This window comes from Pseudoduganella danionis, assembly GCF_009720775.1.
GTDB classification, from domain to species: domain Bacteria; phylum Pseudomonadota; class Gammaproteobacteria; order Burkholderiales; family Burkholderiaceae_D; genus Rugamonas; species Rugamonas danionis.
In genome coordinates, this window is sequence record NZ_WNKW01000003.1 from 354769 (window position 1) to 372696 (window position 17928).

The following is a 17928-nucleotide window of genomic DNA, read 5'->3' on the forward strand; positions in this document are numbered from 1 at the left end:
TCCCCGGAAACGGATGGCGCAGTAAAAGTAGTGCAAACTCCTACGCGGGAGTAGCTCAGTTGGTAGAGCGCAACCTTGCCAAGGTTGAGGTCGAGAGTTCGAGACTCTTCTCCCGCTCCAGAATTTCGGATAGCAGTGCGTAACCCGCTGTTACTCCTGTCAGATTACCTCAGGCGAGGTAGCAAAGCGGTTATGCAGCGGCCTGCAAAGCCGTCTAGGTCGGTTCGACTCCGATCCTCGCCTCCAAAAAAATCCCCAAGAAATCAAATACTTAGCGTTGTGCTTGGTGCGTAGTTTTAGTCCTCGTGGGCTTCACGCGCGCTCAAACTGCTTCATTGCTACTTCATTTTGGTAGCAATGCTACCTTGCAACGGCTCGCTTTGGCCGTTGAGGCCAGTTGCAATTCGCCGGTTTAATTACTGCGGAGCTGGCATGTGTGCCATCGCGGGGGGACTAGGCGTAAGTGTGCCACCAGCAAGCCCAGTGGCTGGCGGCACACGGAACAGCGCTTAGGCCGGCAGTACCGGCAGTTGTGCTACGGCTTCGATTTCTATGAGGGTGTCGCGCGAAGCGAGGGATGCCACTCCCACCCCGGTCAGGGCTGGCCGGATAGTGCCGAAGTGCCGCGCAAAGACGGGCACAATCTGCTCCATACTGTCGGCTAATTCACCGCGCACATAGATGCGAACCTGCAATACATTTTCCAGCGCGGTACCGGCTGCCCTGAGAACGCTAGATAGTTGCTCTAGCGCGCCTTCAGTCTGCCCCTCCAGGCTGGTATGGCGGACCTGAGAATGTATATCCCAGTCCACCTGGCCGGATACATACACGAGCCGGGTGTTTAAATCGACTTTAGCCTGGGACATACCTACAGCAGCACCATCGTAGAGGTGGGCAGGGTTGATTAAGATAGTTGACATAGCATCTTTCACTTCTGGTGGAGAAGTGCGCGATTATAAAAATCGCATTTGCCGTCAAAAAGTGCTGTTTGCTTGTAGCCCTTACAAGCAAACACTACTTGCATTACCGGGCAATGCCCGGGCTATGTCGAGTACCCATGTCAGCAATGGATCGCCGGACATCGCCCCATGGTAAGCCGCCACCACTTGAAAGCCCGGAGGGTACTTCTGTAGCGGAATCTCGACCAGACCAGCGCTGGGCATTAATCTGGACGGTATGAACGCCACCAGATCCGACTGTCTGAGGTAGGCCTGCGCCATCCAGAACGAGGGGACTGTCGCCACCACATTGCGCTTCAGTCCCTGCTGTGCAAACCAGCTACTGGCGGAACCATCAAAGCTAGCGACGCCGGGAGATACCACCAGAAAATCGTGCTGCGCCAGCGCGCTGATCGCAAGCGGAGCGGCATTGTTGGCGAGCGCTTGCGCGGACACGCACATATATTTCTCGGTAAAAAGCGGGGTCGACATCAAACCTTCGGGAACATAGCCGCTGGAGGTGAACGCGATATCGAGCTCGCCAGTCTGCAGGCGGCGATTCAGGCTGAATGACTCGATATTGGACAGTTTCAGTTTTACCTGTGGCGCGCGAGCCCGTAGCTGGCGGAACAGCGGATCGACCAGTATGAGCTGAGTGTAGTCCGTGGCGGAAATACTCAGGCTGCGCACCATGCTTTCCAGCGGTTCGTCCGACGGTTTGGGCATGGAACTGATCAGTGCGAACAGTTGGTCTATATGGCCGCGTATCTGCTGCCCATACGCGGTCGCTACCACACCATGGCCGCTGCGCTGAAACACCGGGTCGCCGAGGATGGCGCGGATTTTCTTCAGTTGGAGGCTGGCTGCCTGCTGCGAAATATTGAGCGCCTCTGCGGCAGCAGAAACCGTTCCCGTGGCATAAATTTCCCGCAGCAAGCGCAGATGACAGATTTCCAGCTTCTCGAACATAGCTATCCTCATACGAAGTCTGCAGACCGATGAGGTCGTTAGCCCGGTCGCGCAGTGAGGGGGCGATTTTACTATGCCACACTAGCTTGCATGCCGTGACGATCTCGCTGGCGGTGCCTCGCGTTAGCTTTCGGTTGGGCTGCTTACAGTGCAGGGCTGGCGCGCCACCAGTCCGATCAGGGCGGAGCGGCCCGTGTGGCGGGCGCCTTCGCTGAGCTCGGCGTCGTACTCGCGCAGTTCGAGGATCTCCATGCCGGCAAACGCTTGCGTCAGCAGTTCGCGCGTGTACAGATGATCAAGCTGGGGTGGGCCGCCGGTTTTGTAGTCGAGCTGCTTGGGCGTGTAGCCTTGCAGGATCAGGATGCCGCCCGGTTTCAGGCTGTCCCGTATGTGCTGGAATATGCGAGCCCGCATGGCTGGATCGGCAAACTGGAAGAAGATGGCGGCGACCCCGTCATAACGTGCTGGCGGCCAGGTCCAGTTGTCGCAGTCGGCCACGTCGTACTGCACGGTGACGCCTTGGCTGCTGGCTAGCTGACGCGCTTTTTCTACCCCGACCGCGGAAATGTCGAAGGCTTCCACCTCTAGGCCTTGCTGCGCCAGCCAGACGCTGTTGCGGCCTTCACCATCGGCCACGCACAGGATGCGGCTGCCGGTCGCCCACACGCTGGCGTGCTGGCGCAGAAATTCGTTGGGCGTGGTGCCGAACACGTATTCGCTGCTAGCGTAACGCGCATCCCAGACGGCGGATGGCGCTTGAGTATCAGATGGCTGGTTCATGCGGGCTCCTGCTGCGTAGACGTGATAAGAGGGGCACGGCGGCGATTACAGTGCCCGTATGAATAGTGCCACGGCGACGCCTGCTGACACCAGAGCAAATGCTTGCTGCAGAACGGGGCCTGCCAGTCTGGCGGCCAGTAGCCGGCCGCTCGTCATGCCGACCAGTGCACCCGCGGAAAACGGCACAGCTATGGCCCACAGCAGGTGGCCGGTGGCAGCACTGGCGGCGACACCGGAAAACGATACCAGCGCGATCACGGCCAGCGATGTCGACAGGATGGACTGGGTATTCAGATCCGTATAGCGCTGCAAAGCGGGCACCATGACGAAACCGCCGCCCACGCCGAGCAGCCCAGACAGGCCACCCGCCAGCAGTCCGGACATGGCCAGCGCGCGCGCGCAAGGGGCGGTCCAGTTCAGCTTGCCGCGCTGTATGTCGAGCCGGCAGGGCGGGGCAGCTTGCGGCGTGCTGCCTGTGCCACTGCTACTGTTGGCAGCATTAGCACTGGAGGCAGTGGCCGTCGCACGCTGGTAGACGCGCCACGCCACATACAGCAGCACCACAGCAAACACCATGCTGAGCGGCCGGTTGGGCGTGCGCTGCGCCAGCCACAGGCCCAGCGGCGAGCACAATATGCCCGCGCCGGCGATCAGCAGCGCGGCCTTGTAGCGCACCGTACCCTGTTTGAGGCCCATGACGGCGCCCAGCGCGGCGGCCAGTGCCACCGCCAGCAGGCCTATCGGCCCGGCCTGCGCCATGTTCAGGCCCGCGCCGAATACCAATAGCGGCACGGCCAGTATGCCGCCGCCCGCACCCGTCAACGCGAGGATGATGCCGACCGTGAAGCCTAACAGGCTGACCACCATCATCGCTGCTTCTCCTTGCGCTGTGCACTCATTGGTCGGCCAGTTCCGGTTTGGCCAGCCACTCGCGGCCTTTCAGCATGCCTTTCCAGTACAGCGGCGGCAGGATGCGCTCCTTCAGCAGCCAGGCCAGCCGCGAAGGGCGGGTGCCATCGATGAACCAGCGCGGGAAGCTAGGCGCCAGCTTGCCGCCGTAGGTGAATTCGGCCAGCACGATCTTGCCCCGTTCCACCGTCAGCGGGCAGGAGCCGTAGCCATCGTACTGGGCGCTGCTATTGCGCTGGTCTATTGCAGCCAGCAGATTGTACGCCACTACGGGGGCTTGTTTGCGTGCGGCGGCGGCTGTCTTGGCATTGGGCGTGTTGGCGACGTCGCCCAGCGCGTAGATATTTGGCCAGGCCTTGTGGCGCAGCGTGGCCGGATCTACATCGACCCATCCGGCGGCATCGGCCAGCGGGCTGACGCGGATGAAGTCGGGCGGCACTTGCGGCGGTACCACATGCAGGATGTCGAATGGACGGTCTATCAGTTCTTCCTTGCCGTTAGCGCCGGTGTGGCGGAAGGTGGCGATCTTGGCCGGACCGTTGACGCGCACCAGCGTATTGCCGAAATTCAGGTGGATGCCGTAAGCCTTCACATATTCCATCAGCGCGGGCACATAGTCGGCCACGCCGAACAGGGCGGCACCGGCGCTGCAGAATTCGATATCGATCTGGTCCAGCGCACCGCTGCGCTTCCACTGGTCGGCCGACAGATACATGGCCTTCTGCGGCGCGCCCGCACACTTGATGGGCATGGGCGGCTGGGTGAAGATGGCGCGGCCTTTACCGAGTTGGTTCACAAGTTTCCACGTGTAGGGCGCCAGATGGTAGAGATAGTTGGAAGTCACGCCGTTGCGGCCCAGCGTATCGGACAGGCCTTCGATGGCGTGCCAGTCCAGCTTGAGCCCGGGGCAGACCACCAGTTGCTGGTATTTGACGACGCGGCAGCCGTCGAGTATCAGGGCATTGCGTTCCGGCTCGAAGGCTGCGACGGCTGCCTTGATCCAGTTGACGCCGCGCGGTATGGTGGCTGCCATGGTGTGGGCCGTGGTGGCCGCATCGAAGACGCCGCCGCCTACCAGCGTCCAGCCGGGCTGGTAGTAGTGCACATCGGCCGGATCGATGATGGCGATGTCCAGTTCCGGATCGCGCGCGAGCAGGCTCGATGCGGTGGCGATGCCGGCAGCGCCGCCGCCGATGATGACTACCGCATGTGCCACTTCCACATCGTCGAGCGGGGTACGGCCCTGGTTGATGATGCGGCGGACCACGCCTTTCATGTCGTAGCCGGCACGCTGCGCCACCGCGACAATCTCGGGTAGCGATTTATGGCGCGCTTCGGCCAGTGCCCACATGGTGGTCGAGCGCATGCCGGTGCGGCAGTAAGCCAGCACGGGCTTGGGCAGCTCGGCCATCACTTGGCCGAATAGCTGGCCCTGTTCGTCCGTCACCTTGCCCGACACGGCGGGCAGGTAGTAGGTGCGCAGGCCCAGTGCCTGCGCGGCCCGTTCGATTTCGGCAAACAGGGGCTGGTCGCCCGCCTCGCCATCGGGACGGTTGCAAATAAGGGACTGGAAGCCGGCGGCGCGGATGCGGGCCAGATCTTCCGGCAGGATCTGGGGGGCGACGGATAATTCAGCGCTCAGCGTGTGTAATTCCATGGTGGTTCCTGGTGATTGTTTTAGACGGCGTTGAGCGGGATCTTGATGTAGCGCGTGCCATTGGCTTCGGCGGGTGGCAGGTGGCCGGCGCGCATATTGATCTGCACGGACGGCAGCAGCAGTACCGGCATGTCCAGCGTGGCATCGCGCTTGGAACGCATGGAGACGAATTCTTCTTCGCTGATGCCATTGCGCACATGGATGTTGGACTGGCGTTCTTCGGCCACGCTGCTCACGTAGCGCAGTTCGCGTCCGCCCGGCTGGTAGTCGTGGCACATGTAGAGCACGGTATCTTCGGGCAGGCTTAGTACCCGGTTGATGGAGCGGAACAGCGTGCGGGCATCGCCGCCGGGGAAGTCGCAGCGGGCCGTGCCGAAGTCCGGCATGAACAGGGTGTCGCCGACAAAGGCGGCGCTCTGGCTCTCGTTGCTGACTACATAGGTCATGCAGGCCGGCGTGTGGCCCGGCGTATGCATGGCGCGGCAGCTCAGGGTGCCGATGTGGAATTCTTCGTTATCGCTGAACAGATGGTCGAACTGGCTGCCATCGCGTGCCATTTCCGGCTCCGCGTTGAACAGGCCGCCAAACACGCGCTGCACCGTGGTGATGTGCTGGCCGATGCCGATCTTGCCGCCCAGTTTGCCTTTGAGATAGGGCGCCGCCGTCAGGTGGTCGGCGTGGACATGGGTTTCCAGTATCCATGCCACGCTGGCGCCCAGTTCGGCCACGCGCGCGATCAGTTGGTCGGCCGAGGTGGTGCTGGTGCGGCCGGACTTGGGATCGTAATCGAGCACGCTGTCGATCAGGGCGCAGGCGCGGGTAGCAGGGTCGAGCACCAGATAGCTGACAGTGCTGGTGGCGGCGTCGAAAAAGCCTTCGACATGTAATGGCGTAACGGTCATTGTTTTCTCCTCGTGGCGCTCACAGCGGCGCATTCGCGGCTATAAGCAGCAAAAGCCGTGCCAGATTTGATCTAGCGCATTTTTTATTTGCAAGTGTTTGATTTGATTCGGGAAAATATTTGCTACTCGTGAGGTGCGTGGCTGGCAGTAGCGCTTTTGGCAGTGATTTGGCAGTAATTGGCACTGCCACTTGACGCTTTGGCAGTGCTGCGGCAGCATAGCAAGCTGAACCGGAGATGCCATGCCTACCACCCCTATCCCCTTCATGCCGGCCTTGCCATCGCGGCCGGCCGTGCAGACGCTGATATCCTTCCTCGAGCACGAAGCCCATCCCATGATCGTGCTCGACCCCGACTACAACATTCTCGCGGCGAACATCGCCTACCAGCGCCAGTTCGGCCATGGCGATCAGGCCATCGTCGGCCACAAGTGCTACCGCGTGTCGCATCACTATGATCTGCCGTGTGATCAGGCAGGCGAACACTGCCCCATGAAGCGCGCGCAGGAGCTGCGCGGCCCGGACCGCATCCTGCACATCCACCACACGCCGCGCGGGCCCGAGCATGTGGCCGTCGAGCTGCGCCCCATCTTCGACGCGGCCGGTGCCATTACAGCCTATGTGGAACGGCTGGAAGTGGTGCGCAGCGCATCGGCCAAGCCTAGCGGGGAAGGGCTGGTGGGGCGTTCGGCCGCATTCAATCAGGCGCTGGCGGCGATGCGGCGGGTGGCGCCATCCATGCTGCCCGTGCTGCTACTCGGCGAATCAGGTACGGGCAAGGAATTGTTTGCGCGCGCCGTGCATGAGAACAGTGAACGCGAGGCGGGGCCCTTCGTAGTAGTGGACTGTTCGGGGCTGACGGAAACCCTGTTCGAAAGCGAGCTGTTTGGTCATGAAAAAGGCGCTTTCACGGGCGCCATCGCGCGCAAGGCGGGGCTGGTAGAGACGGCGCAGGGCGGCACGCTGTTCCTCGACGAGATAGGCGATGTGCCGCTGGCCATGCAGGTCAAGCTGCTGCGTCTGATCGAGTCCGGCACCTACCGCAGGGTGGGTAGCGTGGAAACCCAGTATGCCAATTTCCGGCTGGTTGCGGCCACCCACAAGCCGCTGGAAAGCATGGTGGAAAACGGCGAATTCCGTCAGGACCTGTACTACCGCATCAACGCTTTCCCCATCGTGCTGCCGCCGCTGCGCGAGCGCAGCGACGATATCCCGCTGCTGGTCAATTCCATCCTGCAGCGCAGTAGCTATGCCAAGCGCAAGCTGAGCGTGGCCGATAGCGCGATGGCCGTGCTGCAGCGTGGTAACTGGCATGGCAATGTGCGCGAGCTGCGCAATGTACTGGAACGGGCCAGCCTGTTTGCGGATGACGGCGTGATCCGCGTCGAACACCTGCCTGCGCTGGGCGTGGCGCGCACCGCCAGCAGCCGCATCAGCGTGCAGGCGGCCGGAACCACGCTGGCCGAACTGCATGCGAGCTTCCACGGCACGCGCAAGGAACTGGCGGCCACGCTGGGCCTGAGTGAACGTACGCTGTACCGCAAGCTCAAGGAGCTGGGGCTGGACTGACAGACACTGCCACACTGTCATACTGGCAGTAAAACACTGCCATGGCAGTGCTTGGCAGTATGTCAATTAGGCCTAAGTATTTGATCTGCATCATTTTTATCTTCCTGTTACCACTGGCACGGAATGTGCGAAACAGTGGGCATGAGAACGTCCGATAAACGCCTGTTACGCCACCTGATCATCGCCGTGCTTGTCAAGCTGGTGCTGCTGACGGGGCTGTGGTGGGCGTTTGTGCGGGACGCGCGTGTCGAGGTCGACACCACGGCCGTCGCCCGGCATCTGGGCGGGCCGCTCGGAACTACAGGAGAAAAACAGTGATTTCGGACCAATTAGTGGATTTGTCGCGGCTGCAGTTTGCCGCCACAGCCATGTACCATTTTCTATTCGTCCCGCTCACCGTCGGCATGGTTTGGCTGCTGGTGATCATGGAGAGCGTGTATGTGATGACGGGCAAAGTCATCTGGAAAGACATGACGCGCTTCTGGGGCAAGCTATTCGGCATCAATTTCGCGCTCGGTGTGACCACCGGCATCACGCTGGAATTCCAGTTCGGCACCAACTGGGCCTATTACTCGCACTACGTGGGCGACATCTTCGGTGCACCGCTGGCCATCGAAGGGCTGATGGCCTTCTTCCTCGAATCGACCATGATAGGCCTGTTCTTCTTTGGCTGGGACAGGCTGCGCAAGGAACACCATCTGCTGGTGACCTTGTTGATGGCGGTCGGCACCAATCTGTCGGCGCTGTGGATACTGGTGGCCAATGGCTGGATGCAGAATCCGGTCGGCGCCGAATTCAGCTTCGTCACCATGCGCATGGAAATGGTGGACTTCTGGGCCGTGCTGTTCAACCCGGTGGCGCAGGCCAAGTTTGTGCATACGGTCTCGGCCGGCTATGTCACGGGGGCCATGTTCGTGCTGTCGGTGTCGAGCTGGTATCTGCTGCGCGGGCGCGATGTGGAGTTTGCCAAGCGCAGCTTCCGCGTGGCCGCCGCATTCGGTTTGGCTTCGGCACTGAGCGTGATCGTGCTCGGCGACGAATCGGGCTATACCGTGGGCGAGGCGCAGCAAACCAAGCTGGCCGCGATGGAAGCCATGTGGGACACCAAGCCCGCGCCGGCCGGCCTGACGCTGGTGGCGGGCATCAACGAAGCGCAGGCCCGCAATGACTGGGAAATCGAACTGCCGTGGGTGATGGGGCTGATCGGCACCCGTTCCGTCAGCAAGCAAATCCCCGGCATCCATGCCATCAAGGCGAACAACCGCGCCCGCATCGTGCGCGGCGTACAGGCCGTGCTGGCGCTGGAAGCTTTGCGCCAGCAGCGCGACGATGCGGCGGCGCTGGCCCGCTTCAATGAATACAAGGGTGATCTGGGCTTTGGCCTGCTGCTGAAAAAATACGTGGCCGATGTGCGCCTAGCCACGCCGGCCATGATAGAGCGCGCCGTCGATGATACGGTGCCGCGCGTGTTGCCCATGTTCTGGGCCTTCCGCCTGATGGTGGGGCTGGGCATGGCCATGCTGCTGCTGTTCGCGCTGGCATTCTGGAGTACCGTCAAACTGGTGTGCGGGCAGTCGCGCTGGCTGCTGCGCTGGGCGTTGTGGATGCTGCCTGCACCATGGCTGGCCTGCGAGCTGGGCTGGTTTGTCGCCGAGTACGGGCGCCAGCCATGGACCATCTACGGCGTGCTGCCTACCCATATGAGCGTCTCCACTTTGAGCGTGGCCAATCTGTACGGATCGCTGACCGGCTTTGTGGCTTTCTATACCGTGCTGCTGGTGGTGGAAGTGTTCCTGATGGTGAAGTTCGCCCGCCAGGGCCCCGGCAGCCTCGGCACGGGCCGCTATGACTATGACCTGACTCGCAAGGAGCTGCAGCATGCTTGATTACAGCACATTGAAAATTATCTGGTGGCTGCTGGTAGGGGTGCTGCTGGTGGGCTTTGCCATCATGGATGGCCACGATATGGGTGTCGGCACCTTGCTGCCCTATGTGGGGCGCAGCGATGTGGAGCGGCGTGTGGTGATCAACACGGTGGGCCCGCACTGGGATGGCAATCAGGTGTGGTTCATTACGGGCGGCGGCGCACTGTTTGCCGCCTGGCCCGTGGTGTATGCCACCGCGTTCAGCGGCTTCTACTGGGCCATGATGCTGGTGCTGTGGGCGCTGTTCTTCCGCCCGGTCGGCTTCGATTACCGCAGCAAGATCCACCATCCGCTGTGGCGCAGCGTGTGGGACTGGGGCTTGTTCGTGGGCGGCACCGTGCCGCCGCTGGTGTTCGGCATCGCCTTCGGCAACCTGCTGCAGGGCGTGCCGTTCCACTTCGACCAGTATCTGGTATCGACTTACACGGGCAGCTTCTGGCAGTTGCTCAATCCGTTTGCCTTGCTGGCCGGTGTGGTCAGCAGCGCCATGCTGACCATGCAGGGCGGCGCCTATCTGGCGCACCGCACGGAAGGCGTACTGCAGACACGCGCGATCCGTGCGGCCGTCGTGGCGGCCGTGCTGCTGTGCCTGAGCTTTGCGGCCGCCGGTGTATGGCTGCAGAGCATACCCGGCTACCGGATTACTTCCGTGATCGCTCCGGCAGCTTTGCCCGATGTGCTGGGCAAAACCGTGGTGCGCGAAGCAGGGGCGTGGATGGCCAATTATGCGCGTCAGCCGGCACTCTGGCTGCTGCCAGCGCTGGGGCTGGGCGGCGCACTGCTGGCTGCACTGCTGCTGCTCAAGCGCCGCACGCTGTCCGCGTTCGTGCTGTCCTCGCTGGCGCTGGTGGGCGTGATCGGCACGGCAGGGGCGTCCATGTTCCCGTTTGTGATGCCATCGTCGTCCATGCCGGCAGCCAGCCTGACCGTGTGGGATAGCGTGTCCAGTCATCTGAGTCTGGCCATCATGTTCTGGGCCACGCTGCTGTTCATGCCGCTGGTAATTCTGTACACCTCGTGGGCCTACCGCGTCATGCGCGGCAAGGTGACTGCTGCGCATATCGCCGCGCACGAGCACACGGCTTATTAAATTCTGCGAGTTAAATTAGGAGAACATCATGTGGTACTTTGCCTGGATATTGGGGGTGGGTTTTGCGCTGGCGCTGGCGATACTGAACGCCATGTGGGGCGAAAACGAAGCGGCGCGTGCGGCGCATGAGACGGAAGGAGGGCAGTTGTGAAGGCGGGTCAGTTGGAGGAGCTGCAGTTCTCCCGTCTGCATTTCAGCAGTCTGGCGGCGGGTCTGTTACTGATGCTGGCAGCAACCTTGTACCCGCCGTTGTTCCAGCGCGCCGATGGCAGCGCCGATCACACTCTGGCGAGCTTGTTGTTTGCCGCCATGAGTACTGGCTTGATACGCGGGGTAGGCTATATACCCGTTCAGCCTGTGCTGCGCTGGGTATTCTCGGGCTGGAGCTGTCTGCTATGTTTGCTGTTGGCTGCTGTGCTGAAAATGGGCGGTGGAATCTGATGCCGGGCCAGCGTTGCTGGCAGGGCTAGGCCAGCGCCTCTGCATGCGCCGCCAGCGGTAGCGCCACGGTGAACGTGGTGCCGACGCCGACTTCGCTGCTGACGCTGATCTCGCCGTTGTGTTTGGCGATGATCTTCTTGACGATATCGAGTCCCAGACCACTGCCTTCGCCGGGCGGCTTGGTGGTGAAGAAGGCTTCGAAGATGCGCTCGCGCAGTTCGGGCGGTATGCCGCAGCCGGTATCGCTGATGGCAACCACGGCATGCTGCTCGCGCCGGCCTATCTGTATGGTCAGCGTACCATTGCCCTGCATGGCTTGCAGGGCGTTGTGGATCAGATTGGTCCAGACCTGATTCAGTTCATCGGGCAGGCCCAGCAATTCGTCCAGTGCTTCGAACTGGCGTATGACTTCTACGCCATGCTTGATCTGATTGTGGTAAATCGTTAATACCGTTTCTATGCTCTCTGCCAGATCGATGGCGCAGAAGGTGCCGCTGGTATCGACGCGCGAATAGGATTTCAGCGCAAAGATAATCTTGGCAACCCGTTCTACCGCCGTATTGATATTGTCGGCGCTGCGGATGATGGCCGACATGGCAGCGGCAGTCGACATGATGAAGTCGCTGGCGGGATGGCATAGCAAAGGTAAATAGTCCGGAGTATGCTCGTGCGCATATAGCTGCACCAGCATGGCGGCTTTTTCGCGCGCATTGCCGACCCCTTGCTGTTCCAGCGTCTGGGTCAGGGCGCGGGTCACGGCCCGTTCTTCGCGTGTGCTGAGCAGGCACACGACATTGCGCGCATGCTGGATCAGCCCCATGAACAGGCGTTGCTGCGACTGGTCGAGCAGCTGGAACAGGCGCGGCAGACTGACCATGGTGTGTTCCAGCGCACCGACGATGCTTTGTCCGCTGGACTTGATGGCACCGATAGGGGTGTTGACTTCGTGTGCCACATTGGCCACCAACTGCCCCAGTGTGGCCATTTTCTCCTGCTGGATGATGGTGGCCTGCGCCTGTTTGAGGGCGGCCAGCGCGTCCGAGTTGGCCAGTGCAATTGCGCCATAGGCGCACAGGCTGCGCAGGATGGCGGCATCGCGCTCGCCATACACGGCACCGCCAGGGCTGCTGATGTGCAGTATGCCGAGTGCCCGGCTACCCGTCATCAAAGGGATGTACATGCTCGAGCCTTCGTGCTCGCTCTGGATGATCACTTCGGCCTGTTCGTTCAGGCAGCGCTCGAAGGGATCGCCGGGCCTGATCTGGAGTTGCTCGGCCGGCAGCGGGCTGCCATTCTCCCAGCCCAGCGCCAGATCCAGCGTCTGCCGGTTTTCGGCCAGACGGAACAGGCGGAATTCCTGCACTGCCAGCAGGGTCTGGACATGCTCGCGCAAGGCGCTGATGAGCGGCCCCTGTTCCAGATGGGCGGTGAGCTGGCGTCCTATGCTGCCGATCATTTCGAGATCGTTGGCACGGTCCTGCGTCAGCTTGAGCAGGCTCTGGGTTTCGTCGAACAGGCGGGCATTGTCGAGCGCGCCGGTGAGGCTGTTGGCCAGCGTGCAAAGCAGCGTCACATCGGCCGCCGTGAAGACGTTTTCGCGGTCCAGATTCTGCAGCGAGATCACGCCGACGGCCTGCTCCCTGACCATCAGGGGCACAAACAGCACGGCTTTGGGGATTTCGCCATAAATCACCACGGGGTTGCCGTATTGCGTAACCAGTGTCGCCAGATTCTCGTTGATCAGCAGCGGTCTACCAGTTTCCAGCACGTACTTGCGGAAGCCGACATTGTTCAGCGAGATCTTGGGATAGCGCACATTGCGCTCTATCGAGAACGGGAAGTCGAAACAGTCGCGGGTGCGGTCATACAAGGCGATATCGACCGACTGGGCATCGAAAATGGCGTGGATCTGCTCGCCGACGATGTCATAGATATTCTGTTCGCGCTGACGGTTGGCCAGTGCCGTCTGCATCTGGTTGAGCATCAGCAGGTCGCTGGTGCGGTCTTGCGACAGTTTGAGCAGACGCTGGGTTTCGTCGAACAGGCGGGCATTTTCGAGTGCCACGGCGAGCGTGCTGGTGACGGTTTTGAGCAGGGTGACATCGGCGCTGGAGAAGGCAAATTCCAGATCCAGATGCTGCAGAGTGACCACGCCCGTGACGCGGTCGCCGATAATCATCGGGATGAAGGCGGCGCTGCGCGCCATGTCGCCACGGATGGCCACGGGATTGCCGTACTCGATGGAAGCCTGGGCGATGTTCTCGTTGAACAGCAAGGCCTGTTTGGTTTCGATCACATGCTTGCGGAAACCGAATACGCCGATCGAAGTCGGCGGGAAGCGTTCATCGCGCTCGATGGCATATGGCATGTATAGCTGTTCGCCCTTATCGTCGAGCAGCGCGATCATCACCACCTGGGCGTCGAAGATGCGCTTGATCTTTTCGCCGACGATATCGCAAATGTCGTGCAACTGCAGGCGCGCTACCAGTGCCGTCTGCACATCGTTAATGATGGCCAGTTCTGCTTCGCGCTGGAAGGACTGGCGTGGCGCCCGCTTGGCGCAGGTATCGTTCATGTGCGCCCCGCGCGCAACTGGGCCAGTTCGGCCTCTTTGGCCTGCAGCGCGGCGGCGCTGGCAGCGAGTTCCTGTTGCAGCGCGCGGATTTCATCGCGTAGCTGGGATTCCTGATGGAAGGCATGCAAGGCCGAGCGCAAGGTGAGCACCAGATCGGCATTGTTGAAAGGCTTTTCCAGAAAACGGTAGAGATTGGCGTGATTGATGGCTTTCTTCACGCCTTCCAGATCGCTCTGGCCCGTCAGCATGATCTTGATGGTATTCGGGCTGCGTTCGTGCAGTGCCACCAGCAGGGCGTCGCCGCGCATATTCGGCATGATGTAATCGGAAACGATGACACTGACCGTGGTGCCTTCGGCCGCATACTCTTCGACTATCTCCAGCGCTTCTTCGCCGCCCTCGGCAATCTCGATGACGTTGTCGCTGCCGAAGATCTTACTCAGTAGTACCCGTAATGCATTCAGTACCGTCGAATCATCATCGACGCACAGGATGACCCCTTTGCTCATACTGCCCAACCTCCCTCCTGTTGACATAGCCTTGCCGCGCTGCGGCGCCGCTGACTATGTGGCTAGTGTACAGGAGAAATTCTAAAATTCGTTAGAATTGGTTTTTTTGTTGGATCGGCGCAATTATATCAATTTGATAGTCACTGGGCGCAGCGCGCGACTAGCGCTGGGGCAGGCCTGCTGTATCGACGGCCGACCTGCCGACCTGCTTTTACTTGGCCTTGCTGATTTCCACTTCCCAGTCCACCCCCGAGTCGATGTGGTGCTGTTTGGCGTAATTGCCCTGGCTGATGGCCACGGCCACGTCGAGCAGGCTGTTCAGGTAGACCAGCGGCTTGCCTTGCGCCACGCCGCCAAACGTGTGCTCGAACGGTGCCACCACCTTATTCACCTGTTTGCCTTTGTGCAGGATGCGTACCTGTACCTTGTCGTGCACGCCTATCTTCAGTTCGTCGAACAGGGCTTTGGGGATGTTGGTCCAGACATTGCCGTATTTAACGTCGAGCACGGGGATGATGCCGCGCAGCGTGTCGCCCTGCCGTACAGCTTTCTGGTAAGCGATTTTCACCACCGAGGCGCTGGGCAGCACGGGACCGACCTGCTCGAAGCTGATGGCGCCCGAAGCGAGGCGGGCGCCCACGTAGGCATATACATCCCGGCCGTGGAAGGTGTAGGATTCGCCGGAACCGGCCAGACGGTTGACGTTCTCGTCGATCTCGCGCAGTTCGGCTACGCCGTCGCGCTCGGCGATCAAGGTGAACAGGCCATTGTCCGGCCCCACGAAGTAGCGGCCTGCGCGGGTTTTCAGCACCACCGATTTGCGGCTGGTGCCTACGCCCGGATCGACTACGGCCACGAACACGCTGCCTTGCGGCCAGTAGTTGGCCGTCTGGTACAGGCGGTAGGCACCGAGCCAGATGTCGTAGTCGGGGATGTTGTGGGTCAGGTCGGACACTTGCAGTTTCGGGTCGACGCCGAAGGCCACGCCGTGCATGGCCGAGACCGCGCCATCCGACGTGCCGAAGTCGGTCAGCAGTACCAGCGCATTGCTGGCATGGGCTTGCGCGGCCAGCACAGTGCTCAGGCAGGCGGCCGCGAACAGTTTGCTTAGTTGTTTGAATTTCATAGGGTTCCCCGGTTAAAAGGTGTAGCGTACGCGGCCATAGAAGTAAGCACCGTTGACGCCGATAGGATTGATGAAGTTGTAGGGCAGGGCACCGCCGTAGCTGGCGTTATTGGTCTGGCGCACGCGTTCGGGATAGCGGTCGAATACATTGTCGGCACCGGCGATCAGGGTTAGCTGGCGGCTCAGCTTGTACTGCGCTTCCAGATCGACTGACCACACAGCCGCAAACGACTGGGCATGCACGCCATCGACCAGCGGTGCGCTATCGTCGTAGGAGAAGTCCTTCAGCGCGCCGTAGCGGGTGGCGCGCGCCTGCAGATTCCAGCGCGCAGCCTGCCAGTCGGCGCTTAGTACCAGCTTGCTTTTGGGCGAAGCATGGCGGATGCGGAACAGATTGTTCTCAGTCAGCAGCGTCAGCGCCGGATCGATTTTCGCCAGTGCGCCGGACGCCTGATGCACCTGATCGATGCGGGTCTTGTTCAGGTTGAGCGCAGCGTTCAGGTTCAGCGTGCCGCCTGCCAGTGGCAGGTCGTGATTGAGCACCGCATCGAGTCCGGTCGTGCTGGTATCGAGCAGATTGGCCAGATAGGCCACCGACTGGATATCGCTACGGCCTATACTGGCCAGATAGGCGGTGGCGGCATCACTTTGCAGATCGCTGCTGCGGGTGATGCGGTCACGGATCTTGATGCGGTAGCCATCGAGCGTGAAACTGGTATGACGCTCGGGCCGCCATGCCAGACCCAGCGACAGATTGGTGGACTTCTCCGGCTTGAGTGCCTGCGCGCCGAAGGCACGCGCCAGCGCATCGCTGGCCGGCAGCAGCGAGGCAGTCTGCACGCCGCTACCATCGCTGTTGAAATTCAGCGTGGAGAAGCGGAAGCCGGTCTGCACCAGCGCCGGTGCGCGGAAGCTGTTCGACAGCGAGCCGCGCAGCAGCAAGCTGTCGCTGAGTTTATAGCGGCTGGCCAGCTTGCCCGTGCTGGCGTGGCCGAAGTCGCTGTAATCGGAATAGCGCACGGCGGCCTGTAGCAGCAATTGGCTGCTCAGGCTGGTTTCCGCATCGGCATACACGGAGCGAATCGAACGGCTGCCGTCGAAGGCGTCCTGCGGGCGCAAGCCGGGACCGGCCTGGGCGCCGGGTGGCGCATCGGTAAGCGGGCCGGCCGCGTAGGACGCCGCATCGCCGGGCGAGCTCTGATAGGTTTCATGCATCCACTCGGCCCCTAGGGCCACACTGACGGGGGCGGGCAGGCCCGCATCGAATTCGCGCGTCAGGTCAGCATTGACGGCGTTCTGGCGGAAATCGAAGCTGGCCAGATGGAAGCGGGTCGGGCTGTTGCTACCGAGCGAGGCGTTGACCGAGTTGCTCAGATCGTAGTGGAACAGATTGCCGCCGTGGCGCGCACTGACATCCCAGTTCCAGCCTTGCGCGCTGAAGCGGGCGCCAGCGACAGCGCTGACGTCGCTCATGTCGCCATGGGTATCGGGCCGGAAGCCTTGCGGATACAGGGCCTGCACGTTGCTGGGGTCGCCCGGATAGCGGAAGAATGCGCTGCCGGTGGACTTGCGCTGGTTCAGCGTGGCGAAGGAATAGGCATCGATGCCGTTTTCCAGTGGCAGCATGGCGTTGTAGAACAGGTAGTTGTTATTGCTGTGCGAGTCGCCCGATTTGAAGACCACTTTGCCATCGAGTGCCAGATCGGCCGGCGTGGCGTTCCACGAAGTCCAGCCTGCATCGCTGAACCCGGCGCGCTGGGTCGGGGCGCGGCTGCGCGTATCGGCGCCGAAGCGGAGGAAGCCGGCATCGCCGAGCGGCACGCCATAGTCGGCACTGGCGGTCTTGGTTTGGCCGTCCGTCTTGGTTTCGTGTGTGGGTTTGAAGTCGGTGTGGTTGGCGCCGTAGCCCAGCGAGGCGGAGCCGCCGCTGCGGGCATTCTTGAGCACGATGTTGATCACGCCGGCCACGGCATCGCTGCCGTACTGGGCGCCGGCACCGTCGCGCAGCACTTCGATATGGTCGATGGCGCCGGGCGGGATCGCATTGATATCGACCGGCACCGTGCCGGCAAAACTGCTTTCCGTGTCGAGTACGGCGCTGGCATGGCGGCGCTTGCCGTTGATCAGCACCAGTACCTGATCCGGTGCGAGGCCGCGTAGCTGGATGCCGCGCACCGAGTCGGCAGCACCGCTCGATTCGATGCGGGCGAAGTTGATCGACGGCGCCAGCGCCTGCAGGGCCGCGCCCAGTTCGCCGCTGGCCAGCGCATTTTCCACTTCACGCGCGCCGAAACGGTCGATAGGCACTGCACTATCGAACACGGTGCGGTTGCGCGCGCGCGAACCGACCACGGTGACTTGATCGATGGCGGCCGCGCTGGTGCTAGTCGGCAGATTGCTGGATTCCTGCGCCTGGGTCTGGCTGGCGAGCAGCAGTGCCATGGCGAGTGCACTGCGACGCAGCGGCGGAAGAGTGTGAGGCATGGTGAGTTCCTTGCTTGGTGTAGAGCGAACTAAGATCTTACGAGCAATAGGATCAT

16 protein-coding genes and 2 tRNA genes are annotated in these 17928 nt (G+C 61.6%); 8 read left to right on the top strand and 10 right to left on the bottom strand.

Translation table 11 applies throughout. The features are described 5' to 3' along the window. Positions 1–44: 44 nt before the first annotated feature. Positions 45–120: transfer RNA gene (locus GM655_RS13240), tRNA-Gly, on the top strand. 52 nt (positions 121–172) lie between these two features. Continuing rightward, positions 173–246, top strand: a tRNA-Cys gene (locus tag GM655_RS13245). Between the two features lie 263 nt (positions 247–509). Here the strand turns inward: GM655_RS13245 and GM655_RS13250 are convergent. The 6 genes from GM655_RS13250 to GM655_RS13275 form a co-directional block, all read right to left on the bottom strand. Continuing rightward, positions 510–920 (bottom strand): RidA family protein, encoded by a 411-nt coding sequence (locus GM655_RS13250; RefSeq protein ID WP_155435134.1) that lies wholly within the window; start codon positions 918–920, stop codon positions 510–512. A gap of 81 nt (positions 921–1001) precedes the next feature. Beyond that, positions 1002–1907, bottom strand: a complete 906-nt coding sequence (locus tag GM655_RS13255; protein WP_155435135.1) for a LysR family transcriptional regulator — start codon at positions 1905–1907, stop codon at positions 1002–1004. Between the two features lie 123 nt (positions 1908–2030). After that, the gene (locus GM655_RS13260) at positions 2031–2687 is read right to left on the bottom strand and encodes a class I SAM-dependent methyltransferase (RefSeq protein WP_155435136.1); all 657 of its coding nucleotides are present in this window, start codon (positions 2685–2687) and stop codon (positions 2031–2033) included. A gap of 45 nt (positions 2688–2732) precedes the next feature. After that, positions 2733–3557, bottom strand: coding sequence for a sulfite exporter TauE/SafE family protein (locus GM655_RS13265; RefSeq protein ID WP_155435137.1), 825 nt, complete (start codon positions 3555–3557; stop codon positions 2733–2735). Positions 3558–3582: 25 nt separating this feature from the next. Then, the gene (locus tag GM655_RS13270) at positions 3583–5253 is read right to left on the bottom strand and encodes a bifunctional protein tyrosine phosphatase family protein/NAD(P)/FAD-dependent oxidoreductase (protein WP_155435138.1); all 1671 of its coding nucleotides are present in this window, start codon (positions 5251–5253) and stop codon (positions 3583–3585) included. A 20-nt stretch (positions 5254–5273) separates the two neighbouring features. Next, positions 5274–6155 carry an MBL fold metallo-hydrolase gene (locus tag GM655_RS13275; RefSeq protein ID WP_155435139.1) on the bottom strand — a complete coding sequence of 294 codons (882 nt, stop codon included), beginning with the start codon at positions 6153–6155 and terminating at the stop codon, positions 5274–5276. Positions 6156–6396: 241 nt separating this feature from the next. On the opposite strand from GM655_RS13275, the gene GM655_RS13280 reads away from it, so the two are divergent. The 6 genes from GM655_RS13280 to GM655_RS13300 all read left to right on the top strand — a co-directional run bounded on the left by GM655_RS13280 (position 6397) and on the right by GM655_RS13300 (position 11178). Then, entirely contained in the window at positions 6397–7722 is a 1326-nt protein-coding gene (locus tag GM655_RS13280; protein WP_229632556.1) for a sigma-54 interaction domain-containing protein, read from the top strand. Positions 7723–7863: 141 nt separating this feature from the next. Further along, positions 7864–8040, top strand: coding sequence for a cytochrome oxidase putative small subunit CydP (cydP, locus tag GM655_RS22755; RefSeq protein WP_196308764.1), 177 nt, complete (start codon positions 7864–7866; stop codon positions 8038–8040). Beyond that, on the top strand, positions 8037–9608 hold the full coding sequence (locus tag GM655_RS13285) for a cytochrome ubiquinol oxidase subunit I (RefSeq protein ID WP_371866803.1): 1572 nt from the start codon (positions 8037–8039) through the stop codon (positions 9606–9608). The genes cydP and GM655_RS13285 overlap by 4 nt, the downstream gene beginning before the upstream one ends. Continuing rightward, positions 9601–10737, top strand: coding sequence for a cytochrome d ubiquinol oxidase subunit II (gene cydB / locus GM655_RS13290; RefSeq protein WP_155435141.1), 1137 nt, complete (start codon positions 9601–9603; stop codon positions 10735–10737). Before GM655_RS13285 ends, cydB begins: the two co-directional genes overlap by 8 nt. 28 nt (positions 10738–10765) lie before the next feature. Beyond that, the gene (gene cydX / locus GM655_RS13295; protein ID WP_155435142.1) at positions 10766–10888 is read left to right on the top strand and encodes a cytochrome bd-I oxidase subunit CydX; all 123 of its coding nucleotides are present in this window, start codon (positions 10766–10768) and stop codon (positions 10886–10888) included. After that, positions 10885–11178: a cyd operon YbgE family protein gene (locus GM655_RS13300; RefSeq protein WP_371866804.1), complete on the top strand. Its 294-nt coding sequence runs from the start codon at positions 10885–10887 to the stop codon at positions 11176–11178. Before cydX ends, GM655_RS13300 begins: the two co-directional genes overlap by 4 nt. A 25-nt stretch (positions 11179–11203) precedes the next feature. Here GM655_RS13300 and GM655_RS13305 read toward each other — a convergent pair whose 3' ends face one another. From GM655_RS13305 to GM655_RS13320, 4 genes are all read right to left on the bottom strand, one after another. Continuing rightward, positions 11204–13753 carry a GAF domain-containing protein gene (locus GM655_RS13305; protein ID WP_155435143.1) on the bottom strand — a complete coding sequence of 850 codons (2550 nt, stop codon included), beginning with the start codon at positions 13751–13753 and terminating at the stop codon, positions 11204–11206. Then, on the bottom strand, positions 13750–14262 hold the full coding sequence (locus GM655_RS13310; protein WP_196308765.1) for a response regulator: 513 nt from the start codon (positions 14260–14262) through the stop codon (positions 13750–13752). The genes GM655_RS13305 and GM655_RS13310 overlap by 4 nt, the downstream gene beginning before the upstream one ends. A 211-nt stretch (positions 14263–14473) precedes the next feature. Next, entirely contained in the window at positions 14474–15388 is a 915-nt protein-coding gene (locus tag GM655_RS13315) for an SAM hydrolase/SAM-dependent halogenase family protein (protein ID WP_155435145.1), read from the bottom strand. Positions 15389–15400: 12 nt separating this feature from the next. Further along, positions 15401–17872 (bottom strand): TonB-dependent receptor plug domain-containing protein, encoded by a 2472-nt coding sequence (locus GM655_RS13320; protein WP_155435146.1) that lies wholly within the window; start codon positions 17870–17872, stop codon positions 15401–15403. Between the last annotated feature and the right edge of the window lie 56 nt (positions 17873–17928).